The sequence below is a fragment of the Roseibium sp. SCP15 genome, assembly GCF_040329435.1.
Taxonomy (GTDB): Bacteria; Pseudomonadota; Alphaproteobacteria; order Rhizobiales; family Stappiaceae; genus Roseibium.
The window spans coordinates 811,441-831,827 of the sequence record NZ_JBDZYI010000003.1; the positions used below are offsets into that span (position 1 = coordinate 811,441).

Annotated in this window: 23 protein-coding genes; 14 read left to right on the forward strand and 9 right to left on the reverse strand. The window is 54.7% G+C overall.

The window, feature by feature from the left end; translation table 11 throughout:
- Nucleotides 1-16 precede the first annotated feature (16 nt).
- Nucleotides 17-304, forward strand: a complete 288-nt coding sequence (locus ABLO27_RS17695) for a hypothetical protein (protein ID WP_353034322.1) — start codon at nucleotides 17-19, stop codon at nucleotides 302-304.
- Nucleotides 305-424: 120 nt separating this feature from the next.
- Nucleotides 425-742 carry a hypothetical protein gene (locus tag ABLO27_RS17700; RefSeq protein ID WP_353034323.1) on the forward strand — a complete coding sequence of 106 codons (318 nt, stop codon included), beginning with the start codon at nucleotides 425-427 and terminating at the stop codon, nucleotides 740-742.
- On the opposite strand, the gene ABLO27_RS17705 is transcribed toward ABLO27_RS17700, so the two are convergent.
- Nucleotides 739-2,454 carry a portal protein gene (locus tag ABLO27_RS17705; RefSeq protein ID WP_353034325.1) on the reverse strand — a complete coding sequence of 572 codons (1,716 nt, stop codon included), beginning with the start codon at nucleotides 2,452-2,454 and terminating at the stop codon, nucleotides 739-741. The genes ABLO27_RS17700 and ABLO27_RS17705 overlap by 4 nt on opposite strands.
- Before the next feature lie 676 nt (nucleotides 2,455-3,130).
- Nucleotides 3,131-4,078, reverse strand: coding sequence for a LysR family transcriptional regulator (locus tag ABLO27_RS17710; protein WP_353034326.1), 948 nt, complete (start codon nucleotides 4,076-4,078; stop codon nucleotides 3,131-3,133).
- 108 nt (nucleotides 4,079-4,186) lie between these two features.
- On the opposite strand from ABLO27_RS17710, the gene ABLO27_RS17715 reads away from it, so the two are divergent.
- From ABLO27_RS17715 to ABLO27_RS17740, 6 genes are all read left to right on the forward strand, one after another.
- Nucleotides 4,187-4,798 carry an FMN-dependent NADH-azoreductase gene (locus ABLO27_RS17715; protein ID WP_353034328.1) on the forward strand — a complete coding sequence of 204 codons (612 nt, stop codon included), beginning with the start codon at nucleotides 4,187-4,189 and terminating at the stop codon, nucleotides 4,796-4,798.
- 172 nt (nucleotides 4,799-4,970) lie between these two features.
- Nucleotides 4,971-5,537: a hypothetical protein gene (locus ABLO27_RS17720; protein ID WP_353034330.1), complete on the forward strand. Its 567-nt coding sequence runs from the start codon at nucleotides 4,971-4,973 to the stop codon at nucleotides 5,535-5,537.
- 153 nt (nucleotides 5,538-5,690) lie between these two features.
- A complete protein-coding gene (locus ABLO27_RS17725; RefSeq protein WP_353034332.1) occupies nucleotides 5,691-6,047 on the forward strand; it encodes a winged helix-turn-helix transcriptional regulator in 357 nt (118 codons plus the stop codon).
- Nucleotides 6,048-6,140: 93 nt separating this feature from the next.
- Entirely contained in the window at nucleotides 6,141-6,848 is a 708-nt protein-coding gene (locus ABLO27_RS17730) for a glutathione S-transferase family protein (RefSeq protein ID WP_353034334.1), read from the forward strand.
- 13 nt (nucleotides 6,849-6,861) lie between these two features.
- Entirely contained in the window at nucleotides 6,862-7,566 is a 705-nt protein-coding gene (locus tag ABLO27_RS17735) for a DUF899 domain-containing protein (RefSeq protein WP_353034336.1), read from the forward strand.
- Nucleotides 7,553-8,299 (forward strand): DUF2182 domain-containing protein, encoded by a 747-nt coding sequence (locus ABLO27_RS17740; RefSeq protein ID WP_353034337.1) that lies wholly within the window; start codon nucleotides 7,553-7,555, stop codon nucleotides 8,297-8,299. Before ABLO27_RS17735 ends, ABLO27_RS17740 begins: the two co-directional genes overlap by 14 nt.
- Before the next feature lie 18 nt (nucleotides 8,300-8,317).
- On the opposite strand, the gene ABLO27_RS17745 is transcribed toward ABLO27_RS17740, so the two are convergent.
- Entirely contained in the window at nucleotides 8,318-9,202 is an 885-nt protein-coding gene (locus tag ABLO27_RS17745; RefSeq protein ID WP_353034339.1) for a helix-turn-helix transcriptional regulator, read from the reverse strand.
- 199 nt (nucleotides 9,203-9,401) lie between these two features.
- Between ABLO27_RS17745 and ABLO27_RS17750 the strand changes: the two genes are divergently transcribed.
- Nucleotides 9,402-9,692 carry a putative quinol monooxygenase gene (locus tag ABLO27_RS17750; protein ID WP_353034341.1) on the forward strand — a complete coding sequence of 97 codons (291 nt, stop codon included), beginning with the start codon at nucleotides 9,402-9,404 and terminating at the stop codon, nucleotides 9,690-9,692.
- A gap of 374 nt (nucleotides 9,693-10,066) precedes the next feature.
- On the opposite strand, the gene ABLO27_RS17755 is transcribed toward ABLO27_RS17750, so the two are convergent.
- Nucleotides 10,067-10,867, reverse strand: a complete 801-nt coding sequence (locus ABLO27_RS17755) for an aminoglycoside phosphotransferase family protein (protein WP_353034343.1) — start codon at nucleotides 10,865-10,867, stop codon at nucleotides 10,067-10,069.
- 173 nt (nucleotides 10,868-11,040) lie between these two features.
- Between ABLO27_RS17755 and ABLO27_RS17760 the strand changes: the two genes are divergently transcribed.
- A complete protein-coding gene (locus tag ABLO27_RS17760; protein WP_353034345.1) occupies nucleotides 11,041-11,502 on the forward strand; it encodes a hypothetical protein in 462 nt (153 codons plus the stop codon).
- Nucleotides 11,503-11,627: 125 nt separating this feature from the next.
- On the forward strand, nucleotides 11,628-13,412 hold the full coding sequence (locus ABLO27_RS17765) for a B12-binding domain-containing radical SAM protein (protein WP_353034346.1): 1,785 nt from the start codon (nucleotides 11,628-11,630) through the stop codon (nucleotides 13,410-13,412).
- Between the two features lie 4 nt (nucleotides 13,413-13,416).
- On the opposite strand, the gene ABLO27_RS17770 is transcribed toward ABLO27_RS17765, so the two are convergent.
- From ABLO27_RS17770 to ABLO27_RS17785, 4 genes are all read right to left on the reverse strand, one after another.
- Nucleotides 13,417-13,851, reverse strand: coding sequence for a hypothetical protein (locus ABLO27_RS17770; RefSeq protein WP_353034348.1), 435 nt, complete (start codon nucleotides 13,849-13,851; stop codon nucleotides 13,417-13,419).
- A 44-nt stretch (nucleotides 13,852-13,895) separates the two neighbouring features.
- Nucleotides 13,896-15,476, reverse strand: coding sequence for a hypothetical protein (locus tag ABLO27_RS17775; protein ID WP_353034349.1), 1,581 nt, complete (start codon nucleotides 15,474-15,476; stop codon nucleotides 13,896-13,898).
- Nucleotides 15,448-15,930, reverse strand: coding sequence for a hypothetical protein (locus ABLO27_RS17780; protein ID WP_353034350.1), 483 nt, complete (start codon nucleotides 15,928-15,930; stop codon nucleotides 15,448-15,450). Before ABLO27_RS17780 ends, ABLO27_RS17775 begins: the two co-directional genes overlap by 29 nt.
- Before the next feature lie 391 nt (nucleotides 15,931-16,321).
- Nucleotides 16,322-17,119: a helix-turn-helix domain-containing protein gene (locus ABLO27_RS17785; protein ID WP_353034352.1), complete on the reverse strand. Its 798-nt coding sequence runs from the start codon at nucleotides 17,117-17,119 to the stop codon at nucleotides 16,322-16,324.
- Between the two features lie 112 nt (nucleotides 17,120-17,231).
- Between ABLO27_RS17785 and ABLO27_RS17790 the strand changes: the two genes are divergently transcribed.
- Entirely contained in the window at nucleotides 17,232-18,122 is an 891-nt protein-coding gene (locus ABLO27_RS17790) for an SRPBCC family protein (RefSeq protein ID WP_353034353.1), read from the forward strand.
- A gap of 115 nt (nucleotides 18,123-18,237) precedes the next feature.
- Here ABLO27_RS17790 and sigZ read toward each other — a convergent pair whose 3' ends face one another.
- Nucleotides 18,238-18,786 (reverse strand): RNA polymerase sigma factor SigZ, encoded by a 549-nt coding sequence (gene sigZ / locus ABLO27_RS17795; RefSeq protein ID WP_353034355.1) that lies wholly within the window; start codon nucleotides 18,784-18,786, stop codon nucleotides 18,238-18,240.
- A 181-nt stretch (nucleotides 18,787-18,967) separates the two neighbouring features.
- Between sigZ and ABLO27_RS17800 the strand changes: the two genes are divergently transcribed.
- A complete protein-coding gene (locus tag ABLO27_RS17800) occupies nucleotides 18,968-19,678 on the forward strand; it encodes a glutathione S-transferase family protein (protein WP_353034356.1) in 711 nt (236 codons plus the stop codon).
- Nucleotides 19,679-19,833: 155 nt separating this feature from the next.
- On the forward strand, nucleotides 19,834-20,346 hold the full coding sequence (locus ABLO27_RS17805; protein ID WP_353034358.1) for a hypothetical protein: 513 nt from the start codon (nucleotides 19,834-19,836) through the stop codon (nucleotides 20,344-20,346).
- Nucleotides 20,347-20,387 lie beyond the last annotated feature (41 nt).

The following is a 20,387-nucleotide window of genomic DNA, read 5'->3' on the forward strand; positions in this document are numbered from 1 at the left end:
AAAAAGCGCGCAATAAATGATATCAAGATTTTCGGAACCTTATCGACTGAAGTGGCTTGGCATCATCTTGGCTATTGCCGCGCTGTTCACAGTTGATGAAATTCCGGTCACCGAAGAAAATGCCATGTTGATCGGCCTCCTAGGAGAGGCCGCCGCGCTTTGGCTCTTTCGATTTGGAGTGGTTGTTCTGATTGCCGTTCTTCTTTATTCAATTCTTTCAAGCAGAAAGCAGAACCAAAAGATCGAGGAAAGGATATTGCGCAACAACGCGGCCAAGCAGGATGAGAGGCGCATCCGCGACTGATCTTTTCCCTCTTCTGATAATAGAGTTCGGCATCCGGCTCGCTGATCGCAGCTGAAATTCGGCGTGCCATTCATGACTATCCATGCCACTCATTCACCAAACTGACGGCGGCTAGATACAATGCATACCCCACGCAAGTTCGGAATGATCCGCACTTACTATTCAACGCTGACCGGTTTCAAGTGGATGGGCATTATTTTAGGCGTTGTTGCCCTCTTCTCGGTCGACGAAATTCCGCTTGGATTGCAAGATGGCGGAGCTGTCAGCAGCGTCATCGAATTTGCCGCCCTCTGGTTGTTCCGCGCAGCAACGGTCCTGTTCATCTATATTCTCATTCGCTCAGTCGGTTCAGGCGTAAAGCAGGAACGTTACACCGAGGAATTGATAGAGCGCGAAAGGGCGATGAAGCGCGGCGAAGATCGGTTTCGAGATCGTTAAAGCCCTAGGTCCTTTGGCAATATGCTGCCATCCTGCTCACTGATCGCCTTTAGTAGCGGCGCTCCATCCTTGGCCATCCGCGCCATGCTTTCACCGGCCGCAAGCTGCTGTTGCTGCTCAGTTTCGGCCGCCCGCTCCTGCCGCAGTTTCTCAACTTCCTCCGGTCGCCGTTTCAGCTTCGCCGGAAGGCCAAGCGCGCGCCGGGTCAGGTCGTATTCTTCTTCCCGGTCGTGCAGATCCATGATGGTCGGGTCGGCACCGGCAGCGATGCCCAGATATTCCTGGAAGCCCATGATCGCCTCGAAATGCCCGGCCTCACGCATCTGGTCGATCGGTGCGGTCGGCACCAAGGTCACGTCGCTGTCGGCAATGCTGGCTGGCGGTGCCAGCGGAGAGCCTGAGGCAAACGCGCCCCGGCGACCCAGAATGCCGACTTCCCGCTCAAACAGAGCTTCGTTGCCGGCCATAATGTTGGTGGAGAACGGCCCGATCATGTCGGCCATTTCCTTGCGCCTGATATTTGCTTCTGTCGCCGTCCGCCCATTTCCTTCCAACAGAGTCTGCCACAAGTCGCCGTAGAGCCCGATCCGCAGCTTCTCGCGGATATTCTCGATCTGCGCATCGGCGGCACCCGGATTCACGGTATCAATCATCGGCCGGAACAGCGGCCTGCCCTGCTCGTCGATCAGGCCGGGATTCGTCCGCCCTGGATTGAGGTCCAGTTGCCGTTCCTGGGCATGGGTCGCGATCGGTGGGCGCACCGCCTGCGAACTGGCGATCAGGCCATCTCGCGCAAGGCTCTGCAAGCTCTTGATGTCGCTCATCAGCTTGGCCTGGGGCGGTGAACCATAGGGCGACAAGCCGTCCCGGTCCCAGCGGCTGATCACCAGCGGATACTCGAAATACCCGCCTCTCCGGCAGATATGCTTGCTTTCCTCTTCAAAGTGGATGCTTTCATAACGCGATTTGCGGATGTCCGTTGCTTCCTCAAAGCCGCCTTCGCGCATGAAGCAGGCATGAACGAATGTATGTTCCGCATTTTTGCGTTTTGGATCATCCGCTTCCTCCTTGATTTTGTCGGAGACGTTGCCGCCATATTCCTTTACCGCCTGCCAGGCCTTCAGCTTGCGCACCCGGAAGAAACCGCAATCGGCGCCCTGCGCGTCCACGATCAGATAAATCTCGTAAAGCGGCACATAGCGGTAATGGATCGGCGTGCGGATATCGGCCATATTGCCTTCGTTTTCGGCCGGAAACAGCACGCCTGTCCCCAGTTTCACCGTCGACAGAAGCCGCGACCGGTTGGCAAGCGCAAAACCGGACCTTCCAGATGAGCGCACGCGAAACAGATGATCGCGTACCAACTCGAAAAACTCCTCGTCCTCCTGTGTCGGCGGCGGCGCGAACGGATCACCGAAACCGACCCCGTGCCAGTTGAAACCTTCCGGCATGGTCAGCGAGCCAACGCCGGACGCCAACCGGTCCAGCAGCCAGACCGCCGTCGGATCATATAGCTTGCGCGACCTCTCCCTGGCAGCAGAATGGCGAAATGCACTCATGCCGTCCTGAGCGGTCACTCCGCCCGGCCGGTTGAACGCCCGCTCCATATCGGGCGCTGTGTAAGTCACATAGTCTTGCCAGTCAGCTTCGTACCACTGACGTTCGGCCCGAGCGCTTTGCAGCTCCGATTTCAGATCATCGACAATACCCATATGGATCAAGCCCGTCCCAGAAGCGTCACACCCGGCCGCGAAGCACTCAGGTAGTCGGAAACACCCAGCGGCCCGGTAACATTCGTTGCTCTTGTGTTGTATGCAGCAGCCCGGCGCCTGCTGTTTGAAAGTTGAAGGCTTTTTGCCTGTCGTTGCGGGTCCGGCTCACGCGGTGGCGGCGGAGTCGGCGTTGGTTCCGGAGTTTTCGGTTTTGAGAACATGCACATGGGGCACCTCGTTCTGTCTTGAGTAAAATTGCGGAAATGACGTCCATGAACGGCTCAGGACCGCCTGTCGCATTTCGCGCCGATCTGCAGCCCTTGCGTTTTCTGCAAGGTCCGGGCATAGGCGACGGCAGGAATTTGCAAATCGGGATCTGGAAGGGCGCGAGCGTCAGTCAAGACTGTGCAGCCTGACTTCCATTTGTTCGGCGCGTTATGCTCCGACGCAGCCACATTTTCCCAATGTATCGGTATGAGGCCTGTTTTAGCCCTGTTTTGACGAAGCGTCGAGCATGGCCAGATGTCTGAAACCCTTGTTCAGACGACAGGTTCTAAAACCCCTTTTGATATCAATTGCCTCTGCCTTGATCGCGTTGTGCGCCGGGGTAGCGATTTTTCTGCGCTGGCAACGCCAATGCACACCAAGGTGATCTGGTTCTGAATACCCACCGGTTTCAGCTCCACCCGGCCTGATACAATGGGTAGTTTCTCGCGATCTCCCGGTCCCAGGAAGGCTCAGAGGGAAACCGGTCGGCAATATGGTCAATCAGCGCTCTAACTCTGAGCGGCAGCACTCTGGCTTCCGGGTAAACCACATAGGCAGCATCATCCGACCAGACATGGTCAGAAAACAACGGAACAAGACGCCCTTCGGCAATTGCGGAACTGACAATGAAAGTCGGCTCAATTGCGACCCCAAGTCCATCTTCGGCACATCTGGTCAGAAACTCACCGTTGTTGCAAATGATCCGGTTCTTGATGTGCACGGCACCCCTCGATCCGTCGGGACGCGCAAAACTCCAGCGATTGCTCTGCCGGCTTGATCGATACTGCAATACAGAATAGCGACTGATGTCCTCGGGTCGTTCAGGCAATCCAAGTCTGTCCAGGAGTATCTTGCTCGCCACGGGAAGGTGTCGAATTCGGGTCAGCCGCCGCGCCCGCAACGAGGAATCCTGTAATCGTCCAATCCGGAGCGCCAGGTCAAATCCGTCCTGGATGATATCGACCCTTCGGTCATTTGTTTCCAGCTCCAGTGCGACGTCGGGATAAAGCCGAAGAAATTCCGTGAGGATCGGTCCCAGATGGCGACAGGTAAAGGAGGTTGGAGCCGCCAACCTGATGCGCCCTTCCAGTCGATGTGTTGTTTCGGAAAGGCTGGATTCCGCGTCGTTCAGATCGTTGATGATTTGCTGACATTGCAGGAAAAAGTCATGTCCCGCCTCGGTCAAACTGATCTTCCGCGTTGACCGCCTAACAAGCGTTACGCCAAGCCGTTTTTCCAGCTCCTTAAGTCTCCGGCTCACAGCCGATAAAGCCAGGCCGGTCCGACGCGATGCTTCGGACAATGATCCCGCATTGATGATTTCGACAAAATTTTCAATTTCGGTCAGTCGAGACATTTCTTCTCGTTTCAAGAATAATAAATTGCCATTTGAGGTCATTATCCTTCGCAACAAGAATAGTTAGATCAGATCCTGTCGTCAAAATCCAACCAGGCAGGAAATCAAATGAAGGTTCTACGTCTCGACACCAGTGCCCAAATCGGTAATTCGCACTCACGCGCGCTCACTGCGCGCTTCATTGCCGGTCTCGGTCCGGATACGGAAATCGTCCAGCGAGACCTGGCAAAGGGTATTCCTTTGATCGGCCCTGACTGGTTTAACGCCAGTTTTACGCCCGCGGACAATCGAGACAACGACCAGGAACAGTCCTTATCGGCCTCACAGGAGTTGGTTGAGGAGCTTCAGGAAGCCGATCTTCTGGTCATTGGCCTGCCAATCTATAATTTTGGCGTTCCCGCCAGCTTGAAATTATGGATTGATCAGGTCTGCCGCGCCAATCTGACCTTCAAGCACACGCCCGAGGGTTCTGTCGGCCTGCTGGAAGGCAAACGCGCTGTCGTCATCTACGTGTCCGGTGGCACTCCCTTTGAATCTGACGCCGATTTTGCAACGGACTATCTCCGTTACGTCCTCGGGTTCATCGGCATTAAGGACGTACATTTCATCAAGGCGGATGCCCATATGTCCGACGAAAGCTCACTTCCCAATGCACAGGTCGCAGCAGATCAGCTCAGCAAGAAAATCGGCTTTGAAGATGAAACGGCCCTGGTTTCCTGATCAGAACGTTTTGTTCATGCCGAGAGGCGGGCCTCCTGCCTTTCGGCATGCTTCCAGTCTCAGAAGCACATCTTCCAACTTGCGTCTCACTTGCCGGTAGCCGGTCCTTCAAGAGCGTGATACCAAGCGATCCGAATTCGACCTCAAGTGATATTGGCAAGGGTAACTCAGAGTGTTTTTCGCTCTTTCTGTGGCGCTGGCTTACGTGCTGACAAACATTGACGGCCTGTTCGCCTTCCTTGCCCTTTCCTCAGCTGGACGGCGCACGCAGGTTCTGACCGGATTTCTCGCCGCTCACGTGCTGGTCATTGGCGGTTCATTTCTGGTCGGAGCCGGCGCGACGTTTCTCTCTCCCGAATTTTTGGGATATCTCGGCATCATCCCGATTGGATTGGGATTGTGGGAGATCTGGAAAACGAACCGCCGCTCGGCGCTGGACAAGACCGAAACCCAGTCGGCCAACTCCGTCATCGGGGCATCGTCCATCTTCCTTGCGCTCAGCACCGATACATTCGTGTTGCTGGCAGCGATCTTCGCCGACAGTCGACAGGAGATGGATCATTTTGCGGTCCTAGGTGCTGTCCTTGCCGTCATCGGCCTCTTCGCGTTCGGCACGTTGCTTTCCAATGGTCTTGCAAAGAACAAGAAGATCGGCCGTTTCTTCGAACGTCTTTCACCCTTCGTCATGATCGCCGCAGGGATCTATATCCTGCTCGATACGACCACGGACGTGTTCTGAGGCGTATTCTTTTCGTGTTGGCACCGTTGCCGCTGAAAGAGCCGGACACACAGTTTCTGGAGGCAGGCATGAACTTGGCGTATAACCATCACATTGAGACTATCGAGCAATTCTCTGCCTCGATGGCCATTTCTGAAACCTAACGGAAGTTCCATGCCAGACGATCAGGACACCAAACTCTGCCCCGCTCCCGTCATCTTCAATATGATTGGCGGCAAGTGGAAACTCACCATTCTGCAGATCCTGATTTTCCGAGGCACCAAACGCTTCGGAGAACTGCAGCGTGAAATGGATGGCATCACTCAGACGATGCTCACCAAGCAGCTCCGCGCTCTGGAAGACGATGGACTGGTGAACCGCAAGGTCTATGCCGAAGTTCCTCCCCGTGTCGAGTATTCCGCAACGCCGGATGCACTGGCGCTGAAGACCATGTTTCAGACTATGCACCAATGGTGGGTGGACCACAGAGAAGAAAAATCGGAAGAAAAAACACTTCAATTTCAACAATAGTATCTTTTTAAGTCCTATATACGATTTTTCTGCCTACTTGTTAAACGATACCGTCAACGCACATTCTCCCTATCGGAAAACGGGAGAAGTTAGATGCGACCAACTCTTTACACTTTCAGTGGTGCGCCGCGTGGATGGCGGGTTCTCTTGGGCCTCGCCTTCAAGGGAATAGATGCGGACATCAGAATCCTGAGCGTTTCGGAACGCGATCACCTGAAGCCCGAGTTCCTGGCAATGAACCCGCGCGCGAAAGTTCCGGTCTTGACCTCTGGCGACACACTCTTGCGCGACTCCATTGCCATTCTCGCCTGGCTGGACAAGGCCTATCCGGCTAAGCCGCTGTTCGGCGAAACTCCAGAACAAGCCGCCATCATCTGGCAAGTCGCGATGGAGTGCCGGGAGTATCTGCGCGAAGCCAACCGGCAGCTCCTGAGTCGTGCGTTCTTCACCGATGCCAGAGTTCCTGAAGCTGGAAGCGAAGACGATCAAACCTTTCAGCAGGAAGCTGCTCTCGTTCATGCCGAATGCCGCTATCTGGAGAGCCTCCTGTCTGACGGCCGGACGTTCATGGCAGGTGAAACGCCCAGCGCCGCAGATGCTCTCGCCTATCCGGAAGTCAGGTTGCTGCAGCGGGCTGTCGAGACCAGAACCGGTTTGATGACAGCCGCCGGCTTCGGTTACCCGCCCGACCTTTATCCAAATGTCGCGACCTGGAAGAACCGGCTGAACGATTTGCCGGAAGTGGCCGCAACGATGCCGCCACACTGGCAGGATGAAACACCAATCGCCAGAAGTGCCTGAGGAGAATTGGAAGATGCCAAGTCCTGTTATTGCAACGCGCGAAGAATGGCTGAAGGCCAGGCTGGACCTGCTTCAGCGTGAAAAGGAACACACCCGGCTCAAGGACGATATCACCCAGGCACGCCGGGCCCTGCCCTGGGTCAGGCTGGAAAAAAACTACGCCTTCGAAACCGAAACCGGCCAGCAATCCTTGAGCGACCTTTTTGGGCCCCACTCCCAGCTCATCACCTATCATTTCATGTTCGGCCCGGCATGGGAGGAAGGCTGCAAGAGTTGCTCCTTCTGGGCTGACAGCTACGAGGGATTGTCAGCGCACTTTGCTGCGCGCGACATCGCTTTCACTGCGGTCTCATCGGCACCGCTGGAGAGGCTCCTTGAATTCAAGTCCCGTATGGGATGGACTTTCAATTGGGTCTCTTCCTTCCAGAACGGCTTCAATCACGACTTTGACGTTGGCTTTGACGAGACCCGTCCAACCGATCGCAGTCGAGCCTACAATTTTGGCATCATGCCAGAGGCATTCATGGACGAGATGCACGGTACCAGTGTCTTCGCCAAGAACGAGGATGGGGCCGTCTACCACACCTACTCCATGTATGGTCGCGGCCTCGATGCCACAAACGCCGCCTACGCCTATATCGATTTGACGCCCAAGGGCCGGGACGAACCAGCGGAAGGCAATCCGATGGCCTGGGTAAAGCACCATGACCGATACTGACAACTGGGCAGCAATTCGCACCGCACCGGCAGTTTTCCTGCCGGTGTCGTTGCTCTTCTCGTGTTCAGCACTTCTTTGGGCGTATGTCCTCACCGGCAGTGGCACCGGAATGTCCGTTTGGGCCATGACGCGACTGTCTTTGCCACCGGCTCAGCATGTGGCTGGTCTCGTGGTAGATTGGACAGCCAGCTACGCACTTCAGATGGTCATGATGTGGTGGACCATGATGCTTGCAATGATGCTATTGCCGATTGGTCTGAATGAGTTCAACCGCTTCAGACGCTCAACCGTCCTCGACATCCTTGTCTTTCTGTGTGGGTATTCGTTTGTTTGGCTATTGTTCGCAATCGCTGCTACCGGATTGCAATGGGGACTGGAAAGGGCGGCCCTGCTCCATCCCTTCATGATGTGGAGCGTTTCGCCGAACCTTTCCGCTGCTTTGCTGGCAGGTGCAGGCGTTTATCAGCTGACCGATTTGAAATCACGCACGCGGTCTGCCTGCCGCCTTTCCCGCTTGTCCCTTCATTCGGCCCTCGCCTTCGGGCAAAACTGTGTCCTCAGCACAGGTCCATTAATGCTGCTCTTCTTCGTTGGAGGTGCCATGAACCTGGTCTGGATGACCGGCCTGACACTCATCGTTCTGGCGGAACGCTGCCTGGAAGATCGAAAACTGTTTGACCTTTCGCTCAGCGCTCTACTGGTTGGAACGTCAATTTGGTGCGTTTATCACTGACGCAATTCAGTTCAGGTATTACAGGTTTGACAATCGCAATCGCTTTGGCGTTATGCCAAATCTGCTTTTGAACATGGCGATGAAATGCGACGTATTCTGGTATCCCGCATCCAGTGCTATATCCGTCACCGCGGCAGAGGTATCCAGAACGGCCTCACGGGCCTTGAGAAGCCGCTGCTCGATCAGATACTGGCTCGGCGCAATCCCGAATTGCCGTTTGAATTCTCTGTTGAACGAAGACACCGAGCGTCCGGACAACATCGCGTAGTCGGCCACATTGAGATTGTGCGCCTGATGGATACGCATGAGATGTCGAATGTTTCTTTTTCCCGTATCCGCACTGTTTTCTTCCAAAAACGCGCCAAGTGTCTTCGGTTCACCAAGTGCGGCCACAAGATGCAGCAATTCCAAAAGCTTGGCATGCAGCAATCCGCGCACATTGGGCAAATGCCGATAGGCGGTCGCTAGCGAACTCATATAGTTCGGCACGCCCTCCCTGGCAGCGATCTTGTATGCTCCTACCCGACAGCCAGTCGGTGTCCAACGGCCAGCTGCTGTCCGCTGAAACTCGGAAACAATCGCTTGATCAAAAAAGAACAGGAAGGCTTCCAGCGGACCGGCATCGTTGGTGAAGTTCGACACCATGTGCAAGTTCTGCGGCAATAGGATCATTTCTCCTGCCTGCACAACATACTCCTCACCAATGGGCGTGATGAAGGTTTCTCGACCGCGCAATACAAAACAGAGACAGGGAACTGAGCTAAAGAACTCTACGCCCAACGCATTGGCGCTTATCAGTTTGTGGAAAATAGCTGCGGCACCATCCTGCATTACTTTATGAGCATCGGCAAAACCCGCCAGCCCTTCGGGAATGACAAGGCATTGGTTCAATCCATTCGCCATCACCGCTGCCCTGTCATGTTTGCGCTTGTGTATACTGCCCCCCTCAGAAATTCAGGCACGATTGCATATTCCAGCATGCCTGTTCAGTGGACCTAATGCCTCATGCGATGCGCGATTTCCGGCATTTTTGATTATCCATGGATATCGGCAATTTCTAACGCCCCTTACGAAGATCACACTCAACAAAGGAGATGATCAAATGAGTGTTTGGGTGACTTTGGAGATGACCGTTCGCCAAGGGCAATATGCAAAGCTCGAACTGTTTTTGGAAGAAAAACTGCCAGCTGTAAGGAGCTTCAACGGTGCGTTGTCGGTGTCGGTGTTTTTCGATCAGGCAAGCAATCGTCTGTTGATCTTGGAGGAGTGGAAATCCCGCCAGCATCACCAGTCATATTTTCAGTCGATTACTGAAAACGGTGTCATGCCGCAGCTTCTGTCTTTCATGGTCGCTCCTCCAGCTGTCCAGTACTACGACAGGGTGATTATATGACCGGCTCCAAGGTTTTTATCCACCGTCGTGAGTTTTGACCTCCGGCATGGCGGCAACATTGACTGTCATGCTGCCCATTCAAACAAGTACGCGAATTTCGGAGAATATCATCGTTACGAAGACGGAGTTCTCAGCTGATACACCGGAAGCAACTCTAAAAGGCATTCTCGATCGCCGGATCATTGGAGGGCAGGTGTCGCGAAAAGTGCTCCGATCTTCTTCCAACGTTCTACTCATCGAAGAATGGAAAGGCTCTAAGCAAATGAGTGGCCAGCGACTTGTCCGGAGAGAAATCTAGACGCTATGACAACGACCGGGAGCAATAGCGATCTTATTCCGCTTGGCGATTGCTCCAGTTGTTGACAGATACCCTCCTACTTCAACAATCCAAGCTGTGTCAGCGTGTGTCGGCATTGCTGGCTCAGCGCCTCGTTCCGTCCGCCCCGATAGTAACTCAGTGCAATCACGGCGCCGTATAACGCCCACCCTTGCGCCCGCAGCCAGTCCGTCTCTCCGAGATCCAGCTCCCGGCGAAACACTTGCCTGGCTTCCGGCGCGACCCAGGTCCAGGCAACTGCATGATCGGCTGCGGGATCCCCCACTGCGCAAAGCCCCCAGTCGATCACGGCGACCAACCGCCCGTCTCTGACAAGCAGGTTATCCGCCTTGAGGTCACCGTGCAGCCAGACGGGAATCTTGGGCACGGACTGTGCGCAAGCATCGTCCCAAAGTTTGAAAGCCCTCTGAACATCGATCTCTTCTGCAAGATCTTCAATTGCGGCGCATGTGTTGACTGTCATGTCCTCAAGCGCAACACCTCTGTGATGATTGCTCGTGCCGGCAATCGGCGCATTTGCTGTCCCCTTGGACTGCAGAGCTTTCAAGAACATTGCAAGGTCAATCGCGGCCCTGGTCGGCTCTTGCAGGAGTTTCGTTTCGGCAACGCTCCCATCAAGCCAGTCGACGACCGCAAACAGCTGTTCGCAAGCTGTATCGGCATATCCGTGAAATCGCAGACGCGGTACTTCTAGTGGTAGATCTGCGAACAAAGGCAACCATGCAATCTCCTTCGTCAGCAGCGGTATTGCAGATCTGCGTCTTGGCAACCGCACAATCAATCTGTCACCCAGCCGATAAAGCGCGTTGTCTGTTCCAGAGCTGGCCAGCCGGCTCACTGGAAACGCGCCCAACTCGGGGGCCTGATCTCGGATCAAGCGTTTTACCAGCATTTCATCGGAAGGAATTTCGTCGTTAGGCTCCATAACCGTCGTACCGTGACTTGCTGCAACGAGAAGATGTCCTAGCTACAAACCCTGAGTGTGGGTTTAGGTCAAGGCAGGAGAGACTGGTGAGCCTGTTGCATGTTTCAATCAACGCAGAAAACCCGAAAGGTGTTGCAGAATTCCTCGCGTTTCTCATGGGGGGAAAGGCGATGCCTTTTCCGCCGTTTCCCGACAGCTGGATTGCCTTTGCTGCTGCAGATGATGGCTCTGCGATTGAAATCTATCCGCTCACGCACATTCTTCAGGCGGGGCCCGAACAGATCGAATGCCGCATTGGCACACCGGCTTCCGGTCCAAGTTTTGTCCATGCTGCGATCGCAACTTCGCTGACGGAAAGTGAGATCATTGCAGCCTCGGCTGAGCGAGATTGGCTGGCAAGAACCTGTCACAGAGGCCCTTTTGCCTGCGTGGAAGTCTGGCTGGAAAATCGGCTGCTCGTGGAGGTGCTGGATCCGGTCAGGCAAGAAGAATACCGAAAGGGTATGACGATGACGAACTGGGTCCAAATGTTCGACATCAATATGTGATCCCTCAATCAGGCAGATAACGTAGCGTAAACTTTGTTCTTGCACCCACACTTTCAGCTGTTAGGCTCTTTGCGCGACCGGCACTTTTCAGGGGCTTCTTCGTCCCAATCCGAAGGGAGGCCCGCATGCCGCGCGAATTGTTTCATGTCATATTGATCCGTCCCACCAAGTATGACGACGACGGCTATCCGATCCACTGGCATCGCACCACAATTCCCGCCAACTCCCTCGCCTGCCTGAACGGCATCGTTCGAGATTGTGATACGCGGAAGGTTCTGGGACCGGATGTTGACCTGAACATTCTCTCCATTGACGAAGGCAACACCCGCATCCTGCCGAAAAGACTGATCGCCCATATCAACCGCAACGGAGGTCGCGGTCTCGTTTGCTTTACAGGTGTTCAAAGCAACCAATTCCCACGCGCTGTCGATCTGGCACACCCGTTTCTGAAGGCTGGCCTTCCGGTTAGCGTCGGCGGCTTCCACGTCACGGGCTGCATGGCCATGCTCCCCGAAATGCCGGTTGAGATGCTTGAAGCGCAAGAGCACGGCATAAGTTTCTTCCTGGGTGAAGCGGAAGGCGAACGTTTCGACGCAGTATTGCGAGATGCGTTCGAAGGCAAACTCAAACCTGTCTACGACCATATGAAGGACCTACCCTCGCTTCCCGGTCAACCCAAACCGGTCGTTGAACGCGAGCAGATCGATCGATCGACGCTTGGCTATGGCAGCTTCGACCTTGGCCGCGGGTGTCCGTTCGAATGCAGCTTCTGCTGCATTATCAACGTTCAGGGCCGAGGCAGCCGCTTCCGCTCCGAAGACGACCTGAAAGCCATCATTCGAGATCATGCGAAGATTGGTGTGACCAAGTTTTTCGTGACAGACGACAACTTCGCTCGCAACCGGAACTGGGAAGCCTTCCTCGATTGCCTGATTGATCTCAGAAAGCGCGAAAAGCTGAAGTTCACATTGATCATTCAGGTCGATACGCTTTGCCACAAAATCCCGAATTTTATCGAAAAGTGCGTCCAGGCTGGCGTCGATCAGGTCTTCATCGGTCTGGAAAACATCAATCCCGACAACCTTGCCGGATCGAAAAAGCGTCAGAACAAGATCACCGACTACCGGGAAATGTTCCTGGCCTGGAAGAAGCATCCAGTCATTCTCACGGCTGGTTACATTATCGGTTTTCCGAACGACACGCGCGAGTCCATCCTGCGCGATATCGACGTAATCAAACGAGAGCTTCCCATTGATATCCTGTCACTGTCCATTTTGACGCCATTACCTGGATCGGAGGACCACAAAAACGCGGTCAAGGGCGGCATTTGGACAGATCCGGACCTCAACAAATACGATCTTACACACTGCGTTATTCGACACCCGAACTTTCCGGGAGACATGCTTGATCGTGTCTATCTTGAAGCGGTCGGTCGCTTTTATTCGCCTGACCATTGCCGCACTGTCCTGCGCCGTGCTGCGGCCCTTGGCAGCAACAAGAAAATCGCAACCATGAACCGTTTGCTTCTGTATGGCATTGGTTCACGATTGCACAACGTCTTCTCGCTTGACGGCGGTTACCTGCGGCTCAAGTATCGCACCGACAGACGCCCTGGCCTGCCTTTGGAAAGTCCGCTGGCTTTCTTCGCGAAACACTATTGGTTCACAGCCCGCAACATCTCGATCATGGCACTGCAGAGAATGCGATACAGACGCTTCATCAAACAGCTATGGGCAGACCCCGGAAGGTTTGACTATTCCGATCAGGCGATTGCGGAAATTGGCCACAAGGACTTTGAGACCCTTGAACTCTATACCGCCACCCGCGGCGGCAAAGAGGCCGTTGCAACCCATCGCAAGATGGAAAGCCTGAAGCGAAAGGCTCGCAGCGGCACGGCTGCGCGCGCCTGATGTCTCAATCCAGGCCCCTGCTCTGCCTGACCCAGGCATACAGCAGAAAGTCCTCACCACCTCGACCATAGGAGCGCAGCAGACCTTCCTTCCGGCCGCCCAGCGCCTCGATCCAGGTGTGAGCGATATCGTGTTCCTTATGGGTCAGGACCTGCAGGCGTCGGCACTCCCGTTCAAGAGTTGGTCGAAGTTCATTGAAATGCCTGGTGATCAAGGGGACGCATCGTCTGAAACGGTCAGTTCCAAAAGCCCAGGCCTGCCAGTGGTCCGGATCGAATGCTGAGGCGTGGCTGAAACCGAATGCCGCCGCCGGCTGCCCGTCATACCAGACCGACCAGACCTTGCCTCGAACGGCTGTCTCCACCGCGCAGACACCAAGCGCGCGGGTATCCCAGCTTTTCCAGAGACAGGCAATTTCTTCGAAATCTGCTTGCCGCATGTTGGCTGCTATGAAGGACGCGTCACGTACGCAAAGGTCCTTGATCAAAAGCCGGCGAGAGGGTCTTCCAATGGCGCGGTTTGTATCTGTCTCCGTAGTTTCAGTACCTGTTTGACTTCCGCCTTGTCCTTCCATCCCAATGCCTCAACAATTGCATCCGCTTCGTCCGGAGACGATCCGAGACGCTCCTTTATCTCTTCCTTGCTCTCAATCAGGATCTTGCCGTTCTTGATCTTCCAGCGGTGTGCTGTCAGTTGCGCCTTCACCGTTGCCGAGCGTTTGATGGCCAGCCCCTGGCCGCTTTTCGGATGCAGAGCTTCTCGAAGGCGCCAATAGAGCTGGGCCCGCAGGTTGTAGAAAGGGATGCGGCTGTCCCTCGCCCGTTCTCCGGACTGACTTGAGAAAACACATTTCTCTACCGGAATGTCGTTCTCGCGCTTCAGAAACCCAACGGTATCGCCGCCCCAACCGCCGGTGCAGTCAACCACAATCAGCGCATTGTCCCGCCGTTCCCTGATAATCAGCGACCCGACGTCCGAACCATCCCGCGTATCCGTTCCCTTTCGAATAACATTCTGCTCGAACCGTCTTCCGTGGAGCGGCTGCAAGACCGTCTTGTCCTTTCCGCCCTGCGCGACATCCACGGCAAGCACATCCATCGGCTTGTCTCTGTCGATGCCCTCGTCATAACGCTGAAACGCAAGGTCAACCCATTCCGAGGGGATCACCTGCCAATCATGATCCTGGCGCGCCGCTTGAAAGTCCCCGGTTCTCAAGGCCGTGCGCATCGGTTCTGGCATCTGGTCCAGTTGCGCGTCGTAGCTTTCATCAAGATAGGCATTGTCCATGCGCTTGGCAGGTATGAAGGTTCGGCTTTTCGGTGTCCGGATTTCACCCTCGATCTTCACTGGTTCCGGCCCGTCCACCCACACTGTGCGAATGGCATCGCCATCATCCAGAAACACGGCCCAAAGCAACTCTCCGGGTATCACCTTGCCGAACAACGGATGCAACGGATCCAGCCAGGGAGCGAACCATTCGACCAGAAAGTCCCCTTGTCCGCCAAGAGGTGGATTGGTGGCAATCAGCCCTCGACAACGCTGACCCGGGCGAGTCGTCCTGAGCCAGCCAAGCACGAAAATGATCTTGCGCGGATCCATTTGCGCCCCCTCATCGAAGGCCTTCAGGTCATGATCCCGACCCTGCCAGTCTTCCTCCGCCCCGGGCAGCCCCAGATGGCCGAACTCGATCATGCGCTCATCAGGCCCGACCCACTTGGGCGGATTGCCGGAGATCTTGCCGAGACCCGCCAGACGCATCAGCGTGTTCATGCGTTCGATGAGCCCTTTCAGCGATTTCAACGATTGCCGGAAGATGACTGCCTTGTGATGCGCAAACAGGGCAAGACCTGCAATCAGGTCGGTCTTGCCGCCTCCTGCCGCCCCGCCGTATAGCGTCAGATCTGCCTCGGAAAAGTAACCTTCGGTCTGAGGTCCGGCCTGTGGTTGCCAAACATTGAACTGGTCCAGAACGCCAGCCTGGTCCAGTTGCTTTTGCAAGGCAACCCGATCCGGAGCCGGCATCTTGTCTATGTGGTCAATCAGCGTCTTTAGTGCTGTTGTCATTCGTTTGTGTGCCCTCGCGCGTCAGCAGAGCCATCACCCCCAGCGCGATTTCCGCTGAGCTGCGTGGCTTGAATTTCTCCATCTTTTGAACGTCATCAGCCCCGCCCAGAACGCCCCATGTCTCCAGTTCAGCCCGGTCGCGCCAACCTGCCCTGTTCTTCATGTTGAATGTCCAGGCACTGGCGTTGAACTTGGCCAAATCTCCTTTCGCCCCCTCCTTGCCGATCCTCTCCCATTCAAGAAGCCCCCTGCGGGCTGCCTCCTCCAGCTTGTCGGCAGGAAAGTCCTCGGGAAACTGCTCTGCGTAGTAGCGAATTGTTTTCCGATCGGCAGAGGGAAAACTCTCGATCGAGTATCCTTGAGAAACATGCGTGCAGAAATCTTCACACGCCTTCTGCCGTGAAGCCGCCGTCGGCCATTTCAGCACGCAAGCGTCATCGCTCTCATCGGTCATGACGAGCCCCTTTGTTGATTGAATGTGATTTGCCGGAAGTGAAGTATTGTCCGGGCACCAAAGTGGCAGCTTTCACTCAGCCGCACTTGCCCGACTTACCAATCCAGGACCAGTTTTAGCGCGGTTTTGACGATTTGGCGAACGTGCCTGCTTGTCTGAACCCCCTGTTCAGACAGAGGTTTTCGTTTCTACGTGACGTTTCAATCGCTTGCGCTTTAGTTGCGTGATGCGCTTTTGGTCTTAAAAAACAGAACAGATGATCATGGCATCGTCTTTGAGCTCGCATCGATTCAGCGCGATCATCCGGTGCTGCTCTTTCTCCGCAGTCATGAGCATTGACGGCGCCCCGGAATAGAACCGGACCAGAAAACCGGACTGAGCCCAATTCACCTCATGGAGCCAATTCCAGAAACCAGCTGCGCGTGCGTTCATCGGCAGGCAACAACGTTTCTACGCGAATATCGTCTATGGCAGCATCTGCGCTCATGCCCACGGTAGCAATCAGTGAAAACAGGTGCAGATCGACGCCATCAACGTGGAAGTGAATTGAAAGAACAGGAGCGGGTCTCTCTTTGGCGGGTTGCTGCACGCAATCCGCAACACCCTCGAAAGAAAGCAGTTCGTCCAGAAGGCTCTGTGCCTCCTTGTCGTTCGGACGACGTGCTACCTCAAGTTCAAGCAGCCTGAAGAGCGCTCTCGTGATCTCGGACCAGTTGAAGATCGTTGATCTCACCGGACCTTCCTGGAAGATCGAGCGCAGCAAGTTGGCTTCTCCAACACCTCCCAGTATTGAAAAGAACCTCAAGGCAGCTTCATTCGCCTTCTGCAATGTCCAGATCCGGTCGATGGCAACAGCAGGAAACGGATTGTGCCCAGTCAGAATATGCCCGATTGATGTATCGACCGCCAATCGCGTGGCTTCGCTCCAGCGTTCATCAGGCATGCGACCGGCAAATCCGGCGGAGAGCAGCATCGCATCCACTTCTGCCGCCGGCATCTGCAACGCTTCTCCCAATTGCGAAATGGCGTAGCGACTTGGTTGGGAACGCCCGGTCTCCAGAAAACTGATGTGCCGTTGAGAAAGACCTGCATCCAGCGCAAGCTCAAGCTGGCTCATGCGTCGGCGTCGTCGCCAGTTTTTCAAAAGGCCTGGAAATCCTGAAACGGAATGTAGCTCTGCAATGGTCATGTCTCATTATCCCGAGGCACTGACAAAGTGTCTATTACCTCAGACGTAATTGAACCCATTCAAGGCGGTTGAGATCCTCAATGGCACTTCCAACCACATCGAGGAGTTCATCATGTCGACGACAAAACAGGCCCGAACCTTTCTTGGTCTCAATTGCGCCTTCTCCACAGCGACCGGTTTCATCGTTCTTGTATTCCCCGAAACCCTGACAGAATCCATGTTTCAAAACCCGGCAGGCTGGCTTCCCTTGCTTTTTCAAGGCCTTGGGCTCGGATTGCTAATCTTCGCGCTGGACCTCTTCTTGATGGTGCGCAACCCCTTTGTGACCCGCAAGGAGGTCCAATTGATTGTGCTGGCAGACATGGTCTGGATTGTCGGCAGTATCGCCTTACTGGTATTTGGCGCACATTTCTTCACCTTCACTGGCATGGTTGCAGTTGAAGTGGTTGCCATCCTCGTGGCCGTTTTTGCCATCGGCCAATATCTGGGAGCACAGAAGATCCAACCGCTGGCCAGCAGGGCCAGCGTCACGTCTCAGGACGGTTATGTCATAGCAAGCGTACGCCGCGCCGTCACAGCTCCGGTATCAGCCGTCTGGAACGTCATGAACGATCACCCAGGTTACGCGGACGTCGCCGATAATCTCAGTAAGGTCGAGGTACTTTCTGGGGACGGTGAAGGCATGCAGCGGCGTTGCTACGGCCCCAAGGGGGAACACTGGACGGAAACCTGTGATCTTTTTGAGGACGGACGGTCCTTTGGTTTCAGGATTCACACGGACGCACCGGATTACCCTTATCCGATTGAGGATCTCAAAGGACGTTGGTCCGTTAAACCGATTGCGGATGGCGCAGAATTTAGTATCGACATCACCGCTCGTCCGAAAGGCAACTTCCTGATGCGTATCCTGTTCCTGCTTGCCGCCAAACAGCAGTTCAAGACTATTCTTATAAACCTTGCTGACAGTTGGTCGGAACGCATGGAGCGTGAAGCGAAAGCTTAGATCCACCAGGTCATCAATTCAGTGTCAGGGTGCTGGAAACACATCCTGCGCTGTTTTGGGATTTCTTTGTTATGCGACTTTTATCCGGCGAAACGCAAACGAACCGCGCGGATATCTAGCACTTCCCACAGCCGTCGGACTTGCTGTGATATCCGACAATGTTCCCTTGGGCGTCCAGGGAGAAATCGCAGCAACTGTCATAGACCTTGCGCAATCTGGAGCGTGCCTTCTGAACACGTGACTTCAGCGTTGAATAGCTGATACCGAGATCTTGCGCATATTGCTTTTGCGAAACGCCTTCCAGTTCAATCTTGCGCAAGAGAATTCTCATGTCTTCGGGCAACGCCTCGATGAACGGTTTGATACACTGGTCCAGGTCATGCTTTTCCTCGCCCCCCAAATCGGAGTACCAAAGCTCTTTCGGATCCAAAGCCTTCGCTTTTGCCCTCTTGCGGTAAAAGTCGATTGTTGCGTTGTTGGCGACTTGAAACAGCCACGCCTTCAAACTGTCATCCTTTCCCAGCTTGCCGATGTTAGCGTGCGTCTTCAGAAGAATATCCTGAAGCAGCTCTTCCACATCGGCCGGATTGGAGACTTTTGACCGCAAAAACGCGTTCAAGCTGGATCGATAGTCTGCCCAAACCCTCTCAAGTTCTGTTTGCATGGCTTCATCGCTGTGTCGGTTTCGTTTGCCCTTAATAGGTAGGAAACTCTTTCCGTGGAACCAAGAAAATCAAAAATAGTGTTTTGCATCAATTCATTACAATTTTTCTTGGAGAAAATTTCGTCTTTTTGCCAGCTGCGTCGTCTTACAGGTCGAACAGTCAATCAAAAGGACCACATTCATGATCAGGATCGTCAGTTTCAAGATCTGCCCCTTCGTTCAGCGTGTCACGGCAATGCTGGAAGCCAAGAAGATCGACTATGAAATCGACTACATAGATCTCAAGAACAAACCTCAGTGGTTTCTCGACCTGTCCCCGACCGGTCAAGTGCCTCTGCTGATAGCCGAAGACGGAACCGCGCTCTTCGAGTCCGATGCTATTGTCGAATATATCGATGAAGTCACATTGCCCCTGCAGGAAGACCTTTCGGCCGAGCAACGTGCAATCAACCGGGCCTGGAGCTACCAGGCCTCCAAACACTACCTGGTTCAATGCAGCACCATGCAAAGCGCTGACAAGGCCATCCTGGACGAGCGCATGTCAAAGCTCGTCAAGTCCTTCGACAAAGCCGAAAAGCAACTTGGTGAAGGTCCGTTTTTCTCGGGGGAAAGATTGGGCAATGTCGATATGGCCTGGCTGCCGCTTCTGCACCGCGCTGCGATTGTCGAAAGCTTCAATGGATACGACATGCTCGACAGTCACCCAAAGGTAAAGGCCTGGCAGAAGTCGCTTCTGGAAACAGGAATTCCGCAAAAATCGGTTCCAGCCGATTTTGACGAAAAGTTCTCAAGCTTCTATCTCGCTGAACGCACATGGCTCGGGCGAGGTGCAAACCCGGCTGAACCGGCGGGCGCAGTGGAACCGGCAAAATCAGGCGGTTGCTGTGGCTGAATGATGTAAAATCGGACTGCTTCTCGTCCTTGGTCGAGAAGCAGTTTCCGCCTCACCTGCAAGAACAACACAATCAGTGATATCCTTTCCCCTGAACAACAAGCCAGGTTTCAATTCTGCCTTGCAGGCAAACCAACGGGAAAGGAACGGAGACAATGAATGCGTTGAAATCCAAGAGAGCGTTTGGAACCGCTTTCCTTCTTGCAATTGTCGCTGCGACACCCGCAGCAGCCTTTTCCCTGACCGGGACATACAAGGGGGTCGTTGCCTGCGACAGCACGACAGCCGGCGAAGCTTCGACCTGGGGCTGGAACATCGAGCTCCTGATCGTGCAGGACGGGTCAGACTTGCGTGTCGACTACAAGTATGTCGACACCGCTGAGCTCGGTAACGAATACACGCTATACAGCGGCAAGGCCGCAACCTCTGCAGATGGTTCCGTGGTCAGCGCTTACTTCAAGGCCTGCGATGCCAGTTTCCCCGCCGACGAACTGGTCCGCATCGCTCCCACATCCACCAAGGACAAACAGTTCGGTTTCGCCGCTGACAGCATCTGGGCCTCCGACCAGGTTCCAAATCTTCCAGGCCTGACAGTTCAAAGCTGCCGTTGGTCCTTGAGCCGAACCTCCACGGAAGCTCCAACGGTCAAAGCCTGTCCAACGCAATAGGCGACTTCAGAGAAGTTTTAGAGATCGATTGGACTGGGTTA